Annotated in this window: 20 protein-coding genes and 2 pseudogenes; 7 read left to right on the plus strand and 15 right to left on the minus strand. The window is 41.4% G+C overall.

Annotation, left to right across the window (positions count from 1 at the left end):
• Positions 1–218: 218 nt before the first annotated feature.
• From B3473_RS04815 to B3473_RS04835, 5 genes and pseudogenes are all read right to left on the minus strand, one after another.
• A complete protein-coding gene (locus B3473_RS04815; protein ID WP_293677745.1) occupies positions 219–974 on the minus strand; it encodes an SDR family oxidoreductase in 756 nt (251 codons plus the stop codon).
• Positions 975–1,036: 62 nt separating this feature from the next.
• A complete protein-coding gene (gene pta, locus B3473_RS04820) occupies positions 1,037–2,032 on the minus strand; it encodes a phosphate acetyltransferase (protein WP_154455449.1) in 996 nt (331 codons plus the stop codon).
• 17 nt (positions 2,033–2,049) lie between these two features.
• Positions 2,050–2,937 (minus strand): RluA family pseudouridine synthase, encoded by an 888-nt coding sequence (locus B3473_RS04825; RefSeq protein WP_293677747.1) that lies wholly within the window; start codon positions 2,935–2,937, stop codon positions 2,050–2,052.
• The gene (locus B3473_RS04830; protein WP_168260771.1) at positions 2,934–3,779 is read right to left on the minus strand and encodes an NAD kinase; all 846 of its coding nucleotides are present in this window, start codon (positions 3,777–3,779) and stop codon (positions 2,934–2,936) included. The genes B3473_RS04825 and B3473_RS04830 overlap by 4 nt, the downstream gene beginning before the upstream one ends.
• Positions 3,754–4,418, minus strand: a pseudogene (locus tag B3473_RS04835) (GTP pyrophosphokinase). Before B3473_RS04835 ends, B3473_RS04830 begins: the two are co-directional and overlap by 26 nt.
• Before the next feature lie 124 nt (positions 4,419–4,542).
• On the opposite strand from B3473_RS04835, the gene B3473_RS04840 reads away from it, so the two are divergent.
• From B3473_RS04840 to B3473_RS04860, 5 genes are all read left to right on the plus strand, one after another.
• Positions 4,543–5,106: a CYTH domain-containing protein gene (locus tag B3473_RS04840; protein WP_168260769.1), complete on the plus strand. Its 564-nt coding sequence runs from the start codon at positions 4,543–4,545 to the stop codon at positions 5,104–5,106.
• Positions 5,107–5,197: 91 nt separating this feature from the next.
• Positions 5,198–6,169 (plus strand): ribose-phosphate diphosphokinase, encoded by a 972-nt coding sequence (locus B3473_RS04845; protein WP_235280997.1) that lies wholly within the window; start codon positions 5,198–5,200, stop codon positions 6,167–6,169.
• A 3-nt stretch (positions 6,170–6,172) separates the two neighbouring features.
• Positions 6,173–7,288, plus strand: coding sequence for a cysteine desulfurase family protein (locus B3473_RS04850; RefSeq protein WP_168260767.1), 1,116 nt, complete (start codon positions 6,173–6,175; stop codon positions 7,286–7,288).
• Between the two features lies 1 nt (position 7,289).
• Positions 7,290–7,637, plus strand: a complete 348-nt coding sequence (locus B3473_RS04855) for a DUF1831 domain-containing protein (RefSeq protein WP_154455442.1) — start codon at positions 7,290–7,292, stop codon at positions 7,635–7,637.
• A 127-nt stretch (positions 7,638–7,764) separates the two neighbouring features.
• Positions 7,765–8,403, plus strand: a complete 639-nt coding sequence (locus tag B3473_RS04860) for a redox-sensing transcriptional repressor Rex (protein ID WP_167829273.1) — start codon at positions 7,765–7,767, stop codon at positions 8,401–8,403.
• Positions 8,404–8,451: 48 nt separating this feature from the next.
• Here the strand turns inward: B3473_RS04860 and radC are convergent.
• The 3 genes and pseudogenes from radC to B3473_RS04875 form a co-directional block, all read right to left on the minus strand.
• Positions 8,452–9,135, minus strand: a pseudogene (gene radC, locus B3473_RS04865) (RadC family protein).
• A 47-nt stretch (positions 9,136–9,182) separates the two neighbouring features.
• On the minus strand, positions 9,183–10,025 hold the full coding sequence (locus B3473_RS04870; protein ID WP_206148152.1) for a glycosyltransferase family 8 protein: 843 nt from the start codon (positions 10,023–10,025) through the stop codon (positions 9,183–9,185).
• A 2-nt stretch (positions 10,026–10,027) separates the two neighbouring features.
• Positions 10,028–11,152: an AI-2E family transporter gene (locus B3473_RS04875; protein WP_293677755.1), complete on the minus strand. Its 1,125-nt coding sequence runs from the start codon at positions 11,150–11,152 to the stop codon at positions 10,028–10,030.
• A 615-nt stretch (positions 11,153–11,767) separates the two neighbouring features.
• On the opposite strand from B3473_RS04875, the gene B3473_RS04880 reads away from it, so the two are divergent.
• Positions 11,768–13,099, plus strand: a complete 1,332-nt coding sequence (locus B3473_RS04880; RefSeq protein WP_154454746.1) for an alanine/glycine:cation symporter family protein — start codon at positions 11,768–11,770, stop codon at positions 13,097–13,099.
• Positions 13,100–13,144: 45 nt separating this feature from the next.
• The gene (locus tag B3473_RS04885) at positions 13,145–14,338 is read left to right on the plus strand and encodes a cation diffusion facilitator family transporter (RefSeq protein ID WP_154454745.1); all 1,194 of its coding nucleotides are present in this window, start codon (positions 13,145–13,147) and stop codon (positions 14,336–14,338) included.
• Between the two features lie 43 nt (positions 14,339–14,381).
• Here B3473_RS04885 and B3473_RS04890 read toward each other — a convergent pair whose 3' ends face one another.
• The 7 genes from B3473_RS04890 to pdxS form a co-directional block, all read right to left on the minus strand.
• Positions 14,382–14,840 carry a methyltransferase family protein gene (locus B3473_RS04890; protein WP_269725436.1) on the minus strand — a complete coding sequence of 153 codons (459 nt, stop codon included), beginning with the start codon at positions 14,838–14,840 and terminating at the stop codon, positions 14,382–14,384.
• 37 nt (positions 14,841–14,877) lie between these two features.
• Positions 14,878–15,720 (minus strand): amino acid ABC transporter substrate-binding protein, encoded by an 843-nt coding sequence (locus B3473_RS04895; protein ID WP_154454743.1) that lies wholly within the window; start codon positions 15,718–15,720, stop codon positions 14,878–14,880.
• 13 nt (positions 15,721–15,733) lie between these two features.
• Positions 15,734–16,363, minus strand: coding sequence for an amino acid ABC transporter ATP-binding protein (locus B3473_RS04900; RefSeq protein WP_154454742.1), 630 nt, complete (start codon positions 16,361–16,363; stop codon positions 15,734–15,736).
• 11 nt (positions 16,364–16,374) lie between these two features.
• Positions 16,375–17,016, minus strand: a complete 642-nt coding sequence (locus B3473_RS04905) for an amino acid ABC transporter permease (protein ID WP_154454741.1) — start codon at positions 17,014–17,016, stop codon at positions 16,375–16,377.
• Between the two features lie 120 nt (positions 17,017–17,136).
• On the minus strand, positions 17,137–19,449 hold the full coding sequence (gene pcrA, locus B3473_RS04910) for a DNA helicase PcrA (protein WP_154454740.1): 2,313 nt from the start codon (positions 19,447–19,449) through the stop codon (positions 17,137–17,139).
• A gap of 121 nt (positions 19,450–19,570) precedes the next feature.
• Positions 19,571–20,143 (minus strand): pyridoxal 5'-phosphate synthase glutaminase subunit PdxT, encoded by a 573-nt coding sequence (gene pdxT / locus B3473_RS04915; protein ID WP_154454739.1) that lies wholly within the window; start codon positions 20,141–20,143, stop codon positions 19,571–19,573.
• A gap of 9 nt (positions 20,144–20,152) precedes the next feature.
• Entirely contained in the window at positions 20,153–21,028 is an 876-nt protein-coding gene (gene pdxS / locus B3473_RS04920; RefSeq protein ID WP_154454738.1) for a pyridoxal 5'-phosphate synthase lyase subunit PdxS, read from the minus strand.
• Positions 21,029–21,123 lie beyond the last annotated feature (95 nt).

A 21,123-nucleotide genomic window follows, 5' to 3' on the forward strand; every position in this document is an offset into this window, starting at 1 on the left:
TGACCGTCACACTCCACGTAAGAACCGTTGCCACCAATCATGCCATCAAAATCAATCGCCCAAAGCTTATCAGGCATTCCTGCGCCCATGTTTTTCCCTCCTTTTACTGTCATTATAAGAGCTGGCTAAAGGAAAAGATAGTATGATGTTAGCGTTTTCTAATAGAATGGTATGAAAAAACACCTCCTTGACTAGCAAGAAAGGTGTTGCTACTTTGATTAGTCGCGATAAACGGGCTGCGCACCAAATGTCTGTGAAACAGGCATGATTTCGATGCGATTGATATTAACGTGCTCAGGCTGGCTGGCAATCCAAGATACCGTGTTAGCAATATCCTCAGGTTGAATAGCATGTGCTCCTTCGTAGAGTTTGGCAACTCGCTCATCATCTCCCTTAAAGCGCACATTTGAAAATTCTGTTCCTTCGCACAAGCCTGGTTCAATATTAGACACGCGGATTTTAGTACCTGCAAGGTCCGCTCGTAAATTGAGGGAGAATTGTTTAACAAAGGCTTTTGATGCCCCGTAAACATTTGCGCCTGGGTAAGGAACAGTTCCAGCGGTAGAACCAAGATTGATAATCAAACCAAAATTGCGTTTGACCATATCTGGCAGCACTTGTCGTGTGAGGTAAATCAAGCCTACAATATTGGTATTAATCATGGTCATCCAATCGGTAAAATCAGCCTCATAGGCCTTGTCCAAACCTAGCGCCAAACCAGCATTATTGACCAAAACATCGATAGCGCGCCATTGTTCAGGTAAGCTAGCCAATGCCGCATCAATAGCTTTTGGCTGAGCCACATCCATTTGGAGGGGATAGACCTTGTCTTGTCCCAACTCGGCTTGCAACTCTTGCAATTTATCAAAGCGACGGGCACAAGCAATCACTTGATAGCCGTCAGCAACTAATGTTTTGACAATGGCTATGCCAAATCCAGCAGAAGCCCCTGTTACTAAAACAATTTTTGACATGATTTCTCTTTTCTATTTGCTAAATGAGAAAGTCAGTTGGATTATCCAACTGAACTTTGTGTTTATTCGTCATCATCAATAGCTTGGGCAGCTGTGATAATGGCTAATTTGTAGATATCTTCGGCACTTGAGCCACGAGATAAATCGTTAACAGGTTGGTTAAGACCTTGGAGAATTGGCCCGATAGCCTCAAACATTCCCAAACGTTGGGCAATCTTGTAACCAATATTTCCTGATTGAAGGTCTGGGAAGATAAAGACATTTGCTTGTCCTGCAACGTCACTGCCTGGCGCTTTAAGAGCTGCAGTTCCAGGCACAAAAGCCGCGTCAAATTGTAATTCCCCGTCAATAGCAAGGTCAGGTCGTGCTTCCTTAGCCAATTGCAGAGCTTCTTGAACTTTTTCCACTTGGGGGGCTTTAGCGCTGCCCTTAGTTGAGAAGCTAAGCATAGCTACTTTAGGATCTAGGTTGAAAATTTTAGCGGTGTCTGCTGTGTTGACAGCAATCTCAGCGAGTTGTTGGGCATTTGGGTCTACATTGATGGCACAATCAGCAAACACCAAACGTTGTTCGGTTGTCTCACGGCTCATCAAAAATACTCCTGAAGTTCTTGATACGCCTGGTTTAGTTTTAATGATTTGAAGGGCTGGTCGAACCGTAGCTGCCGTTGAATGCATGGCACCTGATACCATCCCGTTAGCAAGCCCCATTTTAACTAACATAACCCCAAAATAATTGACATCGTGTAAGAGTTCATCAGCTTCTTCAGGTGTTACCTTGTCTTTGCGAATTTCTAGAAAAGCTGCTTTCATCTCATCAAAGCCATCGTATTCCTCTGGGTTAATGATAATGTAATTCAAATCAGCAAATCCAATCATGTCAAGTGTTTCACGAATGACCTGAGGTTCTCCTAGAATAATCGGTTCTATTAATCCCTCAAATTTCAAACGTGTTGCCGCACGCAAAACACGTTCGTCACTGCCTTCAGGAAAGACAATCTTGAGGTTTTTTCCAATGATTTTTCCGCGCAAACTGCCAAATAAAGAGCGAATTCCCATATAAACAACCTTCAATTCTAATTTTTTTGTAATTTAATGATAACGTTTTCAAAGTCTTTTGTCAAGGGGATTTTCTGGATAATCTCCTTATTGTCATAAGGATTTCTAAAACGCAAGTAATGGCAATGCAAAGCTTGACGTGTGATGCCTAACATCCGACCGCCATACATATCATCTCCCAGCAAAGGAAAGCCAATGTGCGCAAAATGCACGCGAATTTGATGGGTGCGTCCTGTGTGCAGCCGAATGTCCACCAAGGCCACATCACCAAAACGTTCGACCACTTGATAGCTGGTGTGAGCGTATTTGCCTGATGGGTGAACACGGCGCGTGATGATGCTGTCATCTGAGCGAGCAATTGGTGCAATAATCTCGCCGCTATCTTCCAATTCTCCCTTGCCAGAAACCAAAGCCAAATAACGCTTTTCAATAGACTTGCTTTGCAGCTGCCTATCTAGTCTGGCATGAGCGTAGCCGTGTTTGGCAAAAAGCATCAAACCACTCGTATCTTTATCCAAACGGGTCACAATATGAACCTGCTTATTAGAGTAATCATTTTCCATATAATAAGCCTTCACAAAATTAGCGATGGTGTTAGAGTGCAAAACACTTGGAATGCTAGCAAAGCCGCTCGGCTTATTGATGATTAGAAAATGCTCGTCCTCATAGACAATATCCAAAGGGTGTTTGACGGGAATGAGGGTTTCGTGCTCTTGCTCGTCAGGAATCTCAATCGTGACGACATCTCCTTTTTCTAAGAGGTAAATCGCATTTTGCTCAACGCCGTTAACCCAAATATTCCCCCCTTTAAATTTAACCTTGGCGAGTAACCCTTTTGAAACATCATGGCTTTTTAGAAATGTCTTGACCTTGGTTTGACGGTCGGCAACAAATTCAAATCTCACGAATCCAAATCTCCTATGAAAGCATCTGTGACACGTTCCCAAAAACTTGTATGCGATGGGGTTGCCACAAAGCTAATTTTTTTAGAATCAATCCGATATTCCACTTTAGATAAATTTTTATAATGCATGGTTTTATTGTCCACTGAAATGGTATAGATACCTTGGCGGGTCGGCTTGATTTCAATCTTATCTTTTTTAGGCACAACAATTGATGACCCTAAGGTGCGATAAACACGGTTATTTAAGCTTGAAATTTCAGCTAACTGCATGGCTTCAATGGTTGGGTACAAAAGAGCCCCACCTAATGATTTGTTGTAAGCCGTGCTTCCTGTCGGTGTTGATACAGACAAGCCATCACCACGGAAACGCTCCAAGATAACATCGCTAACCATGACATCTGCCACCATGGTTTTTTCAATCCGTTTGATTGACGATTCGTTCAAGGCTCTAAGGTTAATGACTTTGCCGTCATCAAGGGTAATTTTCACTTTCAAGATAGGGTAAGAAGCCTTGTCGCCCTTGTCTGAGCGCAAATTATCAACCAATTTGTCGATTTCAAAATCACGGTAATCGGTGTAAAAGCCCAAATGCCCCGTGTGAACCCCCACAAAACGGACGGTGTCTAGATTTCTTTCGTACATATGGAAGGCTGAAAGCAACATACCATCGCCACCAATTGAAATCACTACATCAGGGTCTTTTTTGGTTAAGTAAAAATCCTTGTCTTCTTTAAAAATCGCAAACAATTTTGAAGCTACTCGGCGACTTTGTTTTTTCCCATTTGAAACAATAGCCACACGCATAGCTTTTTTGTTTTTACCTGTAGTATTCGTCTGTGTCATCGCTATTCCCCACTCCATCATTTAATTTTCGACTCGCTGGATCAATAAAAGCTGTGCTTCTCTGATATCTTCCCTAATTTTCCGCATTTCCTCGTCCAATTCCAAAGCAATTTTTGCCGTGATTTCCAAACGTTTCTTGATTTCTTCTGGAAATTCCCCCTTGTACTTGTAGTTCAAGGAATGTTCAATCGTTGCCCAAAAATTCATGGCCAAAGTCCGAATTTGAATTTCGGCTAGGACTGTTTTTTGACCATCTATAGTATCAACAGGATACTCAATAATCACATGGTATGAACGGTAACCACTTGATTTCATATTGTTGATGTAGTCGCGTTCTTGGATAATGGTCATATCATGTCTGCTACGCAATAGCGTCAAGACTTCGTCCACGTCATCGACAAATTGAACCATAATACGCACCCCAGCAATATCTTGCAAATCTTGAGCGATATTTTCAAGCTTAATGCCTCGGAGTGCCATTTTTTCTTGAATACTCTCAACCGATTTCACACGTCCTGTGACAAACTCAATCGGAGAGTGTCTGTTTTGCTTTCGAAATTGCTTTCGAATCCCTCGCAGTTTGATTTTTAACTCTCCTACGGTTTGGATATACGGATCCAAAAACTTTTCCCAATCCAAAAATCATCATCCCCCTTTATCATGACAAGTCCATTCTTGTCAAATAAATAACTTTTTTATAGAATTAGTATAACATTCTAATTATATCATATTCACTATTTTTATCACAAAGGAAAACTGGCTTATGACACATCTTGAAATAGAATACAAAACCTTATTAAACAAGGATGATTTTAACCGTTTGAGCCCACAATTTGCACAAGTCGCTCCTGTTACTCAAACCAACTACTACTTTGATACAGCGGCATTTGATATGAAAGCCAATCGGATGTCCTTGCGCATTCGCACATTTGACGACCGCGCCGAACTCACTCTTAAAGTGCCCAAAAAAGTTGGCAATTTGGAACACAATCACGATTTGACTTTAGAAGAAGCAAAAAACATTATTCAAACCAATCATTTTCCAAAGATTGCATTTTTTGATCACATTCGAGAAAATGGAGTTGATCCAGCTGCATTGAAGTGTTTTGGGCATTTGACAACCACTCGCCGCGAAATGAAAACGTCTATCGGTTTAATGGCGCTAGATAGCAATCAATACGCTGGCAAACAAGATTATGAGTTGGAGTTAGAGGTGGAAGATGCTGATAAAGGTAAGGCCGATTTTGACCGTTTCCTAGCCCAAAACCACATTCATTTTAAATACGCTAAAAGCAAGGTGGCTCGTTTCAGTGCCACACTAAAATAATTTCAGCCCATTTTTCGTTATAAAATGCTGAATAATTCCATCTTTTTTGATAAAATAGAACTATTAATGTTTAAAGGAGTATATTTATATCATGGCAGAACTTTACGCCGACAAACAATTTAAGCTTTTTTCTCTTTCTTCTAATGTGGAAATTGCCAAAAAAATTGCGGATGCCGTTAAGGTGCCGCTAGGAAAAGTGTCAACACGCAAATTCTCAGACGGCGAAATCATGATTAACATCGAAGAAACTGTTCGTGGTGATGATATCTACATTATCCAATCAACGAGCTACCCAGTGAATGACAACCTTTGGGAGTTGCTCATCATGATTGATGCTTGTAAACGTGCCAGTGCCAACACCGTAAACGTGGTGATTCCTTACTTTGGTTACTCTCGTCAAGACCGCATTGCCGCATCACGTGAACCAATTACTGCTAAACTAGTGGCTAATATGCTTGTTAAAGCTGGTGTTGACCGTCTTCTTACACTAGACCTTCACGCTGTCCAAGTTCAAGGTTTCTTTGACGTTCCAGTAGATAACTTGTACACTGTACCTTTGTTTGCAGAATACTGCTACAACCTTGATTTAAAAGGGGAAGACGTTGTTGTTGTCAGTCCTAAAAACTCAGGAATCAAACGTGCTCGTAGCCTTGCCGAATACCTTGATTCACCTATCGCTATCATCGACTACGCTCAAGACGACTCACACCGCGAAGAAGGTTACATTATCGGTGAAGTTGCAAATAAAAAAGCCATCCTTATCGATGACATTTTAAATACAGGTCGTACGTTTGCTGAAGCAGCTAAAATCCTTGAACGCGAAGGTGCAACTGAGATTTATGTGGTAGCCAGTCACGGATTGTTTGCTGGCGGTGCCGCTGATACGCTAAATACTGCTCCTATCAAAGAAATTGTTGTAACCGATTCTGTTGACACTAAGGAACTTCTTCCTAAAAACTTGAAATACCTTTCTGCCAGTGAATTGATTGCGGATGCTATTATTCGTATCCACGAAAAAGCACCACTTAGCCCACTCTTTTCATACGACGCTAAAAAGGATTAAGATATGATTTATTTTGATAATGCTGCTACTACTCCACTAACTCCGTCTGTCATTGAGGCGATGAAGGATATCATGACTACCGATTTTGGTAACCCTTCTAGCATTCACAGGATTGGACGCCGTGCCAACTACCGCCTGCGTACTTATCGGCAAATGATTGCGTCTGCCCTCAAGACAACTCCACGCCGCATTATCTTCACCTCAGGAGCAACTGAAAGCAACAATACTGCTATTAAAGGCTATGCTTTGGCCAATCAAAATAAGGGAAAACACCTGATTACAACGGCTATCGAGCATCACTCTGTCTTACACACAATGACTTATTTGGAAGAAAGTTTTGGTTTTGAAGTAACTTATTTGCAACCTCAAAACGGGACGATTTCTGCCCAACAAGTGGCTGACGCTTTGCGTAATGATACCATTTTAGTTAGCACCATGTTGGCTAATAACGAAACAGGCGACCTCCTACCCGTCAAGGAAATCGGAGAACTCCTTGAATCGCATCAAGCTGTTTTTCACGTGGATGCTGTTCAGGCCGTGGGAAAACTGGACGTTTTTCCTGAGGAGTTAAAAGCCGACTTTTTGTCTGCTTCTGCCCATAAATTCCACGGTCCAAAGGGCGTTGGTATTTTATATTCGACGCCGCAACACTTTGATAACCTACTTCATGGTGGGGAGCAAGAAGAAAAACGCCGAGCAAGTACTGAAAACATGGTTGGTATTGCTGGGATGGCACAAGCCTTGGCCGATAGTGTGGCAAATAAAAAAGCCAATTATGACCACGTTCAAATCTTGCGTGATGCCTTTTTGGAGGCTATTTCTGGCTTGGACTATTACCTCAATGAAACAGCCAACACGATGCCTCATGTGCTTAATATCGGTTTTCCTCATCACAATAATGCCACATTATTAACCCAGTTAGATTTGGCTGGATTTGCCGTTTCAACAGGTTCTGCCTGCACGGCTGGTACGGTTGAGCCAAGTCATGTTTTAGCCAGTATGTATGGCCAAGACTCACTACGTTTAAACGAGTCTATTCGCATCAGTTTCTCTGAACTCAACACACTATCAGAAGTGCAAGAGTTCGCCCAAAAATTAGTAGAAATAATAGGAAAATAAGATGGCATTTGAAAAAACAATTACATTAACAGACTGCCTATATAGCTATACTCTTAGCGATGACGTTAAAAAATATACCCTTCGCGACACGACTTTTACTCAAAATCGTGTAGGACATTATGAATTGACACGTTTATTGGAAAAAGTCCCTAATTCTGGCGAAGGTTTTGCCCTAAAAATCACTATTAACAAAGAGCTAACAGGCTTTAAAATGAACATTACGGACAAATCTGGTCTACGCCTCGTCAACATTTTCAAATCAGAAGATAACACCATTTTACAAGAGAAATTTTACTTCTTGATGGATAGCCTTGTTGAACGTGATATTTTCACCAAAACATCCGTTTAATGATCATCAGCTTGATTTCTAGTTTTGCTTAGAAATCAGGCTTTTTTTATCGGAATTTATGAAATTTGTTTTTCTTTTCACAAGCTTTTTGTTACAATAGAAGTAACAAATATGAGGAGATGGTATTGTGACGACTGATAAATCTATTCCTAAAGCGACAGCTAAACGGCTATCCTTTTATTATCGTATTTTCAAGCGATTCAATACAGATAATATTGAAAAAGCGAGCTCAAAACAAATTGCAGATGCCATGGGAATTGATTCTGCAACAGTCCGTAGAGATTTTTCTTACTTTGGTGAGTTAGGTCGGCGTGGTTTTGGTTATGACGTCAAAAAATTGATGAATTTTTTTGCGGATATTTTAAACGACCACTCGACCACGGCAGTTCTATTGGTAGGCTGCGGTAATATTGGACGGGCTTTACTACACTATCGTTTCCACGATCGTAACAAAATGCAAATTGTGATGGCTTTTGATACCGATGACAATGAATTGGTTGGGCAAACAACGTCAGACGGCATTCCTATTTATGGTATTTCAACCCTAAAAGAACACGTCAAAGAATCTGGTATTGAAACGGCGATTTTGACCGTGCCAAGTACCAAGGCTCAAGAGGTGGCTGACTACCTCGTCAGTGCTGGTATTCGTGGTATCTTGAGCTTTTCACCTGTACACCTCAGTGTCCCTAAAGACACCATTGTACAATACGTTGATTTAACCAGTGAATTGCAAACGCTATTGTATTTCATGAATCAATCAAAATAATCAGTCTAAAAATACCCTAGAAACAGGATGTTCTAAGGTATTTTTTATTTAAACTAAAATATGCTCCTCTTCTCGAAAACTATAATAACGGTATTTGCCAACAATAATGTGGTCCAAGCAGCAAATGCCAATCATCTCACAAGCCGTTTTGATTTTTTCGGTAAATCGCACGTCGTTTTCACTTGGATGGGGTAGGCCAGACGGGTGATTATGTACGATAATCACAGATGTCGCCATGTTTTTACAAGCATAATAGAGAATTTCACGCGGTTCTGCTACTGACCGTCTAACCGTTCCAATGAAAATCGTGCGTTGCTCGATGATGTGATTTTGTGTGTCTAGGTAAATGGCAACAAGGTGCTCCTGCTTTTGTGCTCCCAATTCCAGCATCATTTTTTGCGCCAATTTTTCACTACTTAAAATGCGCTCGTTGTCTAGGCAAACGTCTTTGAAAATACGTTTGGATAATTCAATCATGGCCTTGATTTCAATGGATTTGACTACTCCTATGCCGTTAATTTGTTGCAATTCCTGCAAAGAAAGGTGTTCCAAATCAGACAGGCGATTGATTTGTTTTAATATTTGCTGCGAAAGGGCTGAAACAGGGAGTTGCTTGGTGCCCGTTCGCAATAAAATGGCCAATAATTATTGGTTGCTTAATTGTTCGGCTCCTAAATGTTGCGGTCTTTCTCGAGGCAACTGAGAAGCGGATGCGGCATCGATTCTATACATAAAAAAGTCCCTCCACTTAATTATTCGTAAGCGAAGGAACTTGTGTTTTAATCTTTGCTGTCTTTTAAACGCAAGGTACGGTGCCAATAATGTTTGTAAAGGGCACTATAACGACCTCTATAATCTTTTTTCCAAGGCTTGTCACGTCCACAAAAATGCAAGAAAACGGTATTTTCAATGACCCAGTTCAAGTTCCACTCACCTGAACTTCTGCCGTAATAAAGCACGTTGTAGCGTGCATCGTAATTGTAGATTTGGTCTGGAATGAGCACCGTGCGATGACCATATAAAGCATTTAGAATATCTTGGTCTGGCAAAAAGAGCAGGTGACTGTTTTTCTCAATGTAATCCAAAATGTCTTTTCGAAAAACCGATTGCCTAATGGCTTCCAAATTCATCAAAAGCACGCCAGAATTGAAGTAACTTTCGGCTTCAAAATTTCGCAAGCGTAGCTTATTGACCAAATTTGAAATATTACCGTCTGACATATGGCTGGCCGCTGCGTACAATTTATCCTCCAAATCCATCTCGTAGAGGGCAACCATGTCATTTAAACACAAAATGTCTGCGTCAACATATAAGATTTTATCCAAATCTTGTGGCAAGTATTCATGTGCCAATAAACGATAATAAATGGTTTCAGGATAACGATTTGTTGTCGGTGCATCTTCAAAGGATTTCTCGCCAATCACAACAGGGTGATAATCAAGACCTAGATTATGGCAAAATGTCTCAATCGCTTCGTTTTGTGCTAGCTCCGTTTTTTGCAGTACATAAACAGAAAATTGCTGATTGGAACTGTTTTGGTGAATGGAATACAAGGTCACCATAAATTGTTGCACATAGCCATCATCGATGGCAAAGAGTAAATTCATTTTTTTCATCGTCATAGTTATTCTAAGTTGTTTGACTGGGCTTGTTGACGTTTGGCAACGTTGTCTTTAATCATTTGATAAAGACTAGCAGCAATTGGCACAGCGACAATCATTCCCAAGACACCCCAAAGTGCGCCACCGATAGTGATGGCCATCAAGACCCACATACCAGGAAGTCCAATTGACCCTCCAACGACACGCGGATAAATCACATTTCCTTCGAATTGTTGCAAAATAACCAAGTAAATCAAGAAGAAGAAAGCTTGTGAAACGGAATGAGTGGCAATGAGGATAAAACCAATGGTTGCCCCAATGTAAGCCCCAACAATCGGAATCAATGAGAAGAAGGCAACAAGGATACCGATAGTTGCTGCGTATGGGAAATCAAGCAGGAACATTCCCAAAGTGGTCAACGTTCCTAAAATCACCGCTTCAATGGTTTGACCCACGAAGAAACCGTGAAAACGCAAGTGTAAAATACCAAAAACATAGCGAATACCGTCAGCGTATTTGCTGATATAAGTATCCATCAAAACATTAAATTGACGTCCCAATTCTTCTTTACTAGCCAAGATATAGATTGAAAAAACAAGGCTAACAAAAATGTTCAAGACTGTTGAAGCAATGGTACTAACAGATGTCAACACGCCTGTTAAAACAGACAAGACTTGATTTAGGAATTGGCGACTGTAATCTGAAAGGGTGGTGGTAATATCAGACAAACTGCCAAAATAATTCAAAGATTCTTTGATGACACGATTGTCACTGATTTCCTTGATAAAATGAGAAAATCCGCTGGTATCAATCCGCAAAAGCGAATTGATACTGACGATTAAGTCTGGCAAGACAATTGAAAATAACCAAAAAATCACAAAAATAAAAGTGAGATAGGCTAAAATCATCGTTATTGACCGCTTGATTTTTTGCAAGATAGGGTGTGTCAAAAAGCGGTCATAGAGGCTCTCGTAAGCACTCATGACAATATTGACAATATAAGCAATTCCCGCACCAATCATAAAGGGAATGCTGGCTTGATAAATAGTATCAACCAAAGCCGCTCCGCTATGCCAATAAGCCAGTATGGCGTAACAAATAATGAAAGCAAAGACAACATAATAGACTTGTTTTTTCTCGAATTTCATAATAACTCCTCGTTCAACGTTCCCATTATAACAAATTAATACCAAATGCGCCATTGTGCGTTTTATGGTATCTAGTTCCTCTTATGCACACAAAAAAACACCTAGAACATTCTAAATATTTTATCCTTTGTAAGTAAAACGTAACTTAGATTTGAGTTTTTCATAGAGCTCTACAACCTTTCGAGTCTAGTAATTCAAGGCCTAATGACTCTATAAAAAGTTATAACCTCTTCAGGCGAAGCTCCCATTATGTCCATTTGAATGTATCATCCTTAAGTGTATTATAACGTTTTTCATCAGATTTATAAAAAACTTTCTTCAAATGCCAATAAACTCGCTAAAAACATTTATATGTAGTCAGTTGGATATTTTTACAATTTTTAAAAAGTCGATAAAAGTTTGCTATGATAAAGCATACAGCTATTGAGAGAACTTGCTTTCTCTAACTGTGATTTGACAAAAGCTTGCAAGACCTGTACAATAGATGGGTTGAAATTATTCATTTTTCTGAAAATACCAACATTATTTCAATTGTTCCTGCCGTGTTTGGCTAGGCTTTTTCATAAGAAACGGTTGCAATAACACGGTCGGACTTGATATTTAGGAGTTTGATTTATGTACCATTTTCTATCTTCCTTAGATAGTTTTGTCTGGGGACCGCCTCTTCTTGTCTTTCTGGTTGGAACGGGATTTTACCTTTCTGTTCACCTAAGACTGCTGCAAGTTTTCCGGCTGCCCAAAGCAATCAAACTGATTTTTGCTTCGGATTCTGACGGTCAAGGGGATATCTCAAGCTTTGCGGCCTTGGCAACGGCACTGGCGGCGACTGTCGGAACAGGAAATGTGGTTGGCGTTGCAACTGCTATAAAACTTGGAGGACCTGGAGCCCTCTTTTGGATGTGGATGGCTGCCTTCTTTGGTATGGCAACCAAGTATGCTGAAGGGGTTTTGGCTATCAAATACCGTACCAAAGACGCTGATGGCTTTATCGCTGGAGGGCCTATGTACTACATCGTTAATGGGATGGGGCAACAGTGGAAACCTCTAGCTATCGCTTTTTCTATTTTTGGTGTCATGGTTGCTCTCTTTGGCTCAGGAACTTTCACTCAGGTGAACTCGATTACCGACTCTCTCAAAAATACCGTCGGCTGGTCGCCACAAGTGATTAGTATTATCTTGGCTATTTTGGTCAGCATCATTATTTTTGGGGGAATCAAATCCATCTCAAAAGTCGCTGAAAGTGTTGTGCCTTTTATGGCTATCATCTACATCATCGCTACTGTGACTATTTTGCTTTCTCATGCAGACAATATTTTGCCAAGTTTGGGACTGATTTTCCAATCTGCTTTCACTGGAAAGGCTGCAACGGGTGGTTTTGCAGGGGCAACAATGGTAACAACTATTCAAGCAGGGATAGCTCGAGGCATTTTCTCTAACGAATCTGGTTTGGGTTCTGCTCCGATTGCTGCGGCGGCTGCCAAGACCAATGAACCTGTTGAGCAAGGACTTGTGTCTATGACAGGAACTTTCATTGATACCATTATCATTTGTAGTTTGACAGGGCTTGCCATCATCGTAACTGGCGGCTGGTCTAGTGACCTAAATGGTGCCATGTTGACCCAATCTGCCTTTTCATCTGTCTTTGGTAATTTTGGGGTTTATGCCTTAACCTTTAGTTTGATTCTCTTTGCTTTCACAACTATTTTGGGCTGGAGCTACTATGGCGAACGCTGCTTTGAGTTTCTATTTGGCGTGAAAGCCATTCCTGTTTACCGCGTTTTCTTTATTGCCATGGTTGCTTTAGGCGGATACATTAGTTTGGAAACCATTTGGGTCATTGCCGATATCGTTAATGGTCTGATGGCTGTGCCAAACTTAATTGCCCTACTTGCCCTCTCACCTGTTATTATCAGCGAAACCAGACGCTATTTTAACAAACACCAATAATGTACCTCTCTCTTTTTTTTCCGATTGTTAAAGGAGCTATTCTTTATGTCATCTACACCAACTTCTAATCTTCAACTGGCTAAGCGTGGCCCGATTGTTAGTATAGTGGCTTACCTGCTCATCTCGATTGCCAAATTGATTGTGGGTTATAGCATTAACTCATCTTCATTGATTGCCGACGGTTTTAACAACGTTTCGGATATTTTAAGCAATGTGACCTTGTTTATTGGTCTGCATTTAGCCAGCAAACCTGCTGACGAGGACCACCGTTTTGGGCATTGGAAAATTGAAGATTTAGCCAGCTTGATCACATCATTTATCATGTTTATCGTTGGTTTCCAAGTGCTATCGCAAACCATTCACAAAATCATTTCAGGAACAACTACTACTATTGATCCTGAAGGTGCCATTGTCGGAGTGGTTTCTGCGATTATCATGTACGGTGTTTACCTCTACAACCGTCGATTGTCTAAAAAGGTCAAATCAAGCGCCCTCGTTGCCGCTGCCAAGGATAATCTTTCTGACGCCGTTGCTTCTATCGGAACGTCTGTTGCCATTATCGCCGCTTCTTTCCACTTAGTCATCATCGATAGATTGGCTGCCATTGTCATTACTTATTTCATCTTGAAAACGGCTTATGATATTTTCATGGAAAGTGCCTTTAGCTTATCAGATGGTTTTGATGACAAGGAACTCAAAAAATACAAAGAAGCCATTTTAAAATTACCAAAAGTCACTGCGGTTAAATCATTGCGCGGACGTTCATACGGAAGCAATATCTACCTCGATATCGTGGTTGAAATGAACCCTGATTTGTCTGTTTATGAAAGCCATGAAATCACGGAACAAATCGAACGCTTGCTTAATCAAGAATTTTCGATTTACGATACCGATGTTCACGTAGAACCTGCCGCTATCCCAGAAGATGAAATTTGGGAAAATGTTTACCACAGACTCCAAAAAAATGAAAAAATCATTCTCTCAAAAATCCCTGATTACGAAGAATTATTGGCAGATAACTTCCGCTTGATTTCAGACGACGGTCAGACTTATTCTAAAGAAGAAATGATTGCGCGTCAAAGACATTATGTCAGTCAATTTGAAGATTTTGAGATGACATCTATTAGCCAAAAAACCAAATTGATTACTTATACGCTTGGAGGAGAGGCTCACACCAGCATTTGGCGCCGCCAAGAAAATTGGTACCTCGTCTTCCACCAAATCACTCCAAAAAAATAAAAAAATACGAAACCCCATCTCTGAGTAGAGATGGGGTTATTTGTTACCAAATATAAGGAATTAAGCGATAACGTACTTTCTTTTGATATTCTGTATAGCCTGTTAGTTCCTTTGACAACACCTGCTCTTCATTTTTTAGCCTTTTGATAATCATGATTGGATATGGTAAAAAAACTAAAAAAGCAATTAAAGAGCCCAGTACTAAAGGCATCGTCAGAAACAGAATAATTGTTGCACTGTACATCGGATGTCTAACAAGACCGTACAAGCCTGTATTAATGACTTTCTGTTCTTCTTTTACCTTCAAGCGCCTGCGCAACAAGTCAGGATTTTTAACCATCAAGACCAGTCCTGCTAGAAACATAGGAACAAACAAGATAACCATGAGCAAAATAGCGTTTGGATAATTTAGCGTCCCCGCAGGAATAAACAAAAGAGCAGCAACCAGAACAACACCTAACAGAAATTTGAGTAAAGCACTAAGACATAACGTGAAAGTCATACAGGACTCCTAACTAGGTCAGAATAGACGGGCACTCCTATTCCTTAACCGATTGCGTTGCGACGTCTTCGCCAAACCATTTTTGGGAAATCTTTTGGAAAATTCCTTTTTGATAAAGTGTTTTGAAACCTTGGTTAATTTTTTCAACTAGCGTTTTGTCAGCTTTTCTCGCTCCAACTGCAAAATCTTCGCCTGTAAATGCACTCGGAATGATGTTGTAGCGGTCCAGCTCGCCTTCTTGTTTCAAGTAATAATTGGCATACACTTCATCAATCAACAAGCCATCAATACGGTTGTTTTTCAAATCAATGAGGGCTTGCGTCAGCGTTTCATACTGTGTGGCATCCTTGCCAGCTACGATATCTTTTAAGACTTTTGGCGAGGCTAAAAAGGCATCATAACCTGACGAACCTGACTGTACGCCTAAAGTCTTGCCCTTCATGTCCGCAAAATCCGTAATGCCAGATGATTTTTTCGTCACCAACACTTGTTTGTTAATCATGTAGGGATTGGTGAAGCGGACTTTTTCTTCCCGCTCCTTAGTCATAGAATAGCCATTCCAAATCAAATCAATAGTGCCATTGTTTAACTCGGTTTCTTTCATATCCCAATCAATGGGCTGCCAATTAACCTTGATGCCGTATTCTTTAAAGACTGCATTGGCTAAATCAACGTCAAATCCTGTGTAGGTGCCATCTCGGTCCTCAAATCCCATGGGAACGAAGGTATTGTCAAAACCAATCGTGATTTCACCTTTTTTCACATAACTATTCCACTGGTCAGTGCTGGCTGCTTTCTTTTTAGCTGATAAATCACACCCACTCAAAGCCATCAGCAAAAGAAGGAGCGTTGTGACTATTGTCCATTTTTTAAATGTCATTTACCCACCACCTCTACTTGGGATTGATTTTTAAAATATGGTCGGAAATGGTTTCGGCAAAGGCCAAATCATGGGTTACGACAATCTGCGTCATGCCTGCTTCACGATTTTGCAAGAGTAGTCTTTCCACTTCTTGACGCAGCTCAGGGTCTAGTGCCGAAGTTGGTTCGTCATAGCCAATGATTTCAGGGTCAATCATCATGGCCCGTGCCAAAGCCACACGCTGCTTTTGCCCTCCAGATAGGGAATAAGGATAGGCGTTAACGTGTTCGCCCAAGCCCAAACGACGCAACAAGCCCATGGCTTTTTCAGTTGCTGCTTCTTTACTCATTCCCATGGTTTTGGTAGGAGATAAAATCAAATTATCTAAAACTGATAAATGGGGAAATAATTGAAAATCTTGGAAAACAAAGCCCAGCAAGTTGAGGTTTTCCAAGTGGTCAATGGGAAAGGTTTTGCCATTATAGATGATGCTACCAGAATCAATTTTTTCAAGTCCTGCTAACATACGAAGCAAGGTCGTCTTTCCCCCACCAGATGGTCCAACAAGGGATAAAATCTTGCCATCTTCAATGGTTAGGTTGAAATGATCAAAAATCTTTTTTTGACCAAACTGTTTGGAAATATTGCGTAATTCTAACATTGGTCACCTTCTTATTTGTAATAATCAAATTTCTTTTCTGTTTGTCGTGAGATGATCGTCACTACACCAATCATCAGCAAATAAAGTGCCCCTGCGATAAACATCGGTGCCAGTGAGGCATCACGGTTGGTTGCTGTTTTACTAGCAAGCAACAAGTCGCCTACCCCCAAGACATAGACCAAAGAAGAGTCTTTGACCAAGTTAATGGTTTCGTTAAAGACGCTTGGGAGAACGATTTTGAACACTTGTGGCAAAATGACATAAAAAATAGTCTGAAACGGGCTTAATTTTAAGACCTTAGCCGCTTCGTATTGCCCTTTAGGAATGGCAGCAATCCCACCACGGAAAATCTCAGCAAAATAGGCCGCGTAATTCAACGTAAAGGCCACAATGGCTGCTGGTAAACGGTCCATAACAATGCCGATGTTTGGCAAGACATAATACAAGAAAATCAATTGCAGCAGCAAAGGGGTACCACGCATAACCCAAACGTATAGGGTTAACAGCCATTCTAACGGTTTAAACTTAATCTGCATCAAAAACGCTAAGACGGCACCAAGAGGAATTGATAAGATAATCACAATGAAAAAAATCTCAATAGTTACCTTTGCACCGTCCAATAAGCTTGGCAGAATTTCCAAAATATAAGACATGTACTCTCCTAAATTAAAATTTATTCTATTATACCAAAATTTTCAGACGATTTGGGTCATATTAGAAGGATTTTTCACTTGATTTCAGAAAAAAAGAAAGCAGGCTAAAACCTGACCTTCTTATTTTTTCTCAATTGGTGCCACACTTGCCAAGAGTTTTTTAAGCCCAACTTCTGGGAAATTGATTTTTAACTCTTGGGTTTGACCTGAACCTGTCACTGACAATACCGTGCCATCACCCCATTTTTTATGGTGGGCAATGTCGCCGATTTGCCAATCAATAGCCTCTTTGCTAGCCGAAGCACTTTGCCCAAACGGCACTGCCTTGCCAGCTTTTGCAAATGGCTGCGCACCGCGGCTTGATTGTGGTTGTACCTTGGCTTTGCGAGATTGAATCGCTTGTTGCAAGCTCATGCCCTGCCCAAATGACATGGTGTCATCACCACCACTATAACGCACTCCATAGGATGAATTGGCTGGGCGTGCTAAGCCTTGGTATTGCAACAATTCTTCGTCAATTTCACGGATGAAGCGTGACGGACGGTTGTAATTGGTCTTACCAAACAAAGTTCGCGTGTTAGCATTGGTCAAAAAGAGGAGCTTTTCAGCGCGGGTAATCCCAACATAAGCTAGGCGGCGCTCTTCTTCCAACTCGTCTTGGTCCTCAGTTGCGCGTGACAATGGAAAAACCCCTTCTTCCATACCAATCAAAAAGACAATTGGAAATTCCAATCCCTTGGCGGCATGCAAGGTCATCAAGGTCACTTCGGCACTCTCTGCTTCGCCATCGTCAGTATCAGCAATCAAAGCCAAATCATTCAAGAAACGGCTGAGTTTTTCAAGACCCGTTTCCCCTTCTGGGGCATCTTCTTGATTGTCATCAAAGTTTTTGGTAACCGTCAAGAATTCTTCGATATTTTCAATACGTGCTTGGCTTTCCAGTGTATTTTGCAAACGAAGAGCTTCTAAGTAGCCTGTCTTGTCAAGGACTGCTTCCACCAATTCGGTAACCGTCATGCCATCAAGCCCATCACGCAAGGTCATGAGTAATTGCGCCAAATCCCAAACAGCTTGTGCAGCTTTTCCTTTGACACCTGATAACATGATGTTAGCCGACGCTTCTAACAAACTCATTTGTTGCTGGCTGGCAAAATCACGGATTTTATCCAAAGTTCCAGGCCCCACACCACGTTTTGGCTCGTTAACAATACGCTCGTAGCTGATGTTGTCTGCTGCATTGGCAATGACATTGAGGTAAGAAATCACGTCACGGATTTCCCTACGACTGTAGAATTTGGTTCCACCAACCATGGTGTAAGGAATGTTCGATTTCAGCAAGGCTTCTTCAATGGTACGAGATTGGGCATTGGTACGGTAGAGAACCGCAAAATCTTTGAAGTTTCGCCCTGTTTCACGCACAATATTGTCAATCGTTGAGGCAACAAAAACAGCTTCCTCACGCTCATCACGCGCACGGTAATAAACAATAGATTCCCCAGTTTCATTATCCGTCCGCAAGGTTTTTGGACGGCGGTTGCGGTTGTTTTTAATCACGCTGTTGGCTGCCTGCAAGATATTTTTGGTTGAACGGTAGTTTTGCTCCAGCAAAATGGTCTTGGCTTCTTTATAATCTTTTTCAAAATCAAGGATATTTTGCATATCCGCCCCACGCCAGCCATAAATGGATTGGTCGGCATCCCCCACAACACAGATGTTTTGGAAACGTGACGCCAACAATTTTACCAACTGGTATTGCGCGTGGTTGGTATCTTGATACTCATCCACATGAATGTACTGGTAACGTTGCTGGTAATAAGCCAAGACATCAGGATTTTTGTCAAACAAACGCAAGGTTAGCATGATAAGGTCATCAAAGTCCATAGCTTCGCTCTGACGCAATTCCTCTTGGTAAGCCTTGTAACATTTGGCAACAATTTGCGAATACATATCGTTGGCTTGTTTTTCGTAAGCCACTTCATCTAGCAAATCGTTTTTGGCATTTGAAATGGTCCCTAAAATGGCTCTCTCATTCCATTTCTTAGGGTCCAAATTTAGATTTTTGAGAATACGTTTCATCAGGGTGCGTTGTTCCCCAGGGTCAACGATAGTGAAATTACGATTGTAACCAATATGGTCAGCATCACGACGCAAAATGCGCACACACATGCTATGGAAGGTCGCAATCAAGGTATCCTTGGTCGCAGGGTTTAGTTTCATAGCACGTTCACGCATTTCACGCGCAGCTTTATTGGTAAAGGTAATTGCCAAGATATTCCAAGGATTGACAAATTTTTCATCAATCAAATAAGCAATTCGGTGGGTCAAGACACGCGTTTTACCAGAGCCAGCCCCTGCCATGATTAGCACAGGACCTTCTGTCGTTTCAACCGCAAGTCTTTGTTGGTCATTCATTCCTTCTAATAATGGATTCATTGTCTAATACCACGGCTTACCTCACTAGCTAAGTCCGTGTGTTATTCCTCCTAGATAAATAGTCATCAAGATAATGCTTATCTATTGTACCATTTTTTAGAAAAAATGGGGTCCCTTGTCGTTACTTTGTCTGACAGATGCTCAAGAAATAAGAATGAATGCTGTCGTTCTCATCCACCTCAGGATGAAAGGCCAAGCCCAGCTGATTGTGAAAGCGTGCAGCCACAATCTTACCATCTTTTTCAGCTAAAACCTCAACACCCTCGTCAACTTGGTTAATATAAGGCGCTCGAATAAAGGTTGCGGGGACCTCACCCAAATCTCCGAATGAAAGCGGCGTATTAAAGCTCCCCAATTGCCTGCCGTAAGCATTGCGTTTTACCGTGACAGGTAAAGTCGCCAAATGTGTACTCTCTTGGTCTTCAATCTGCTGAGACAGTAAAATCAAGCCTGCACACGTGGCAAGCACAGGCAAACCAGCATCAATTTTACTTTTTAAAGGTTCTAGCATCCCTAAATCACGCAATAATTTGCCCTGAACCGTTGATTCCCCACCAGGTAAAATCATGCCATCCAAGGGAGCTTGCAAATCTTTAGCCTGTCTAATGTCAATGGTTTTGGCTCCCAAAGCGACAATTTTTTGGCGGTGTTCAGCAAAATCTCCCTGTAAGGCTAAAATCCCAATCACTACCATAAAAACCTCCTAGATGCCACGTTCTGCCATGAGCAGTTGAATCTCGTCTTCGTTAATTCCCACCATGGCTTCGCCTAAATTTTCTGATAATTTTGCCAACAATTGTTTGTCTTGGTAATTGGTCACGGCTTGCACAATCGCACGCGCACGTTTTTCAGGGTCACCTGATTTGAAAATACCAGAACCAACAAAGACCCCTTCTGCTCCCAAATGCATCATCAAGGCTGCATCTGCTGGTGTTGCTACCCCACCTGCCGCAAAGAGAACAACTGGCAATTTGCCTGTTTCATGCACGTCTTTGACCAAGTGATAAGGCACTTGCAGTTCTTTAGCAGCAAGGTAAAGTTCATCATCACGAAGCGACTGGAGGCGTGCCGTTTCTTGATTTAACTGACGTAAATGGCGAACAGCCTGCACCACATCTCCTGTCCCAGGTTCTCCTTTTGAACGAATCATGCTAGCCCCCTCAGCCACACGGCGTAATGCTTCCCCAAGGTTTTTAGCCCCACACACAAAAGGCACCTCAAATTGAGTTTTATCAATGTGATAGCGGTCATCTGCTGGCGACAAAACCTCGCTCTCATCGATATAATCAATCTCAATCGCTTCTAAAATCTGAGCCTCAACAAAATGCCCAATACGCACCTTGGCCATAACAGGAATAGAAACCGCTGCTTGAATTTCTTGAATCATTTTAGGGTCACTCATGCGAGAAACACCGCCAGCTGCTCGGATATCCGCAGGAATACGCTCTAGTGCCATAACCGCACAAGCTCCAGCAGCCTCAGCGATTTTCGCTTGTTCAGGTGTCGTGACGTCCATAATCACGCCCCCTTTTAGCATCTGAGCCAATTGTTTATTGAGTTGATAGCGTTGGTTTGTCATAAAAATACCTCATTTACTTTTTGATTGCTTTTCATTATAATAAAATCTGACATGGTATCAAGTGCCATTTTAAAGATTTTTAAAAAGGTCAGATT

Source organism: Streptococcus sp. UBA632 (genome assembly GCF_002300045.1).
Lineage (GTDB): Bacteria > Bacillota > Bacilli > Lactobacillales > Streptococcaceae > Streptococcus > Streptococcus alactolyticus.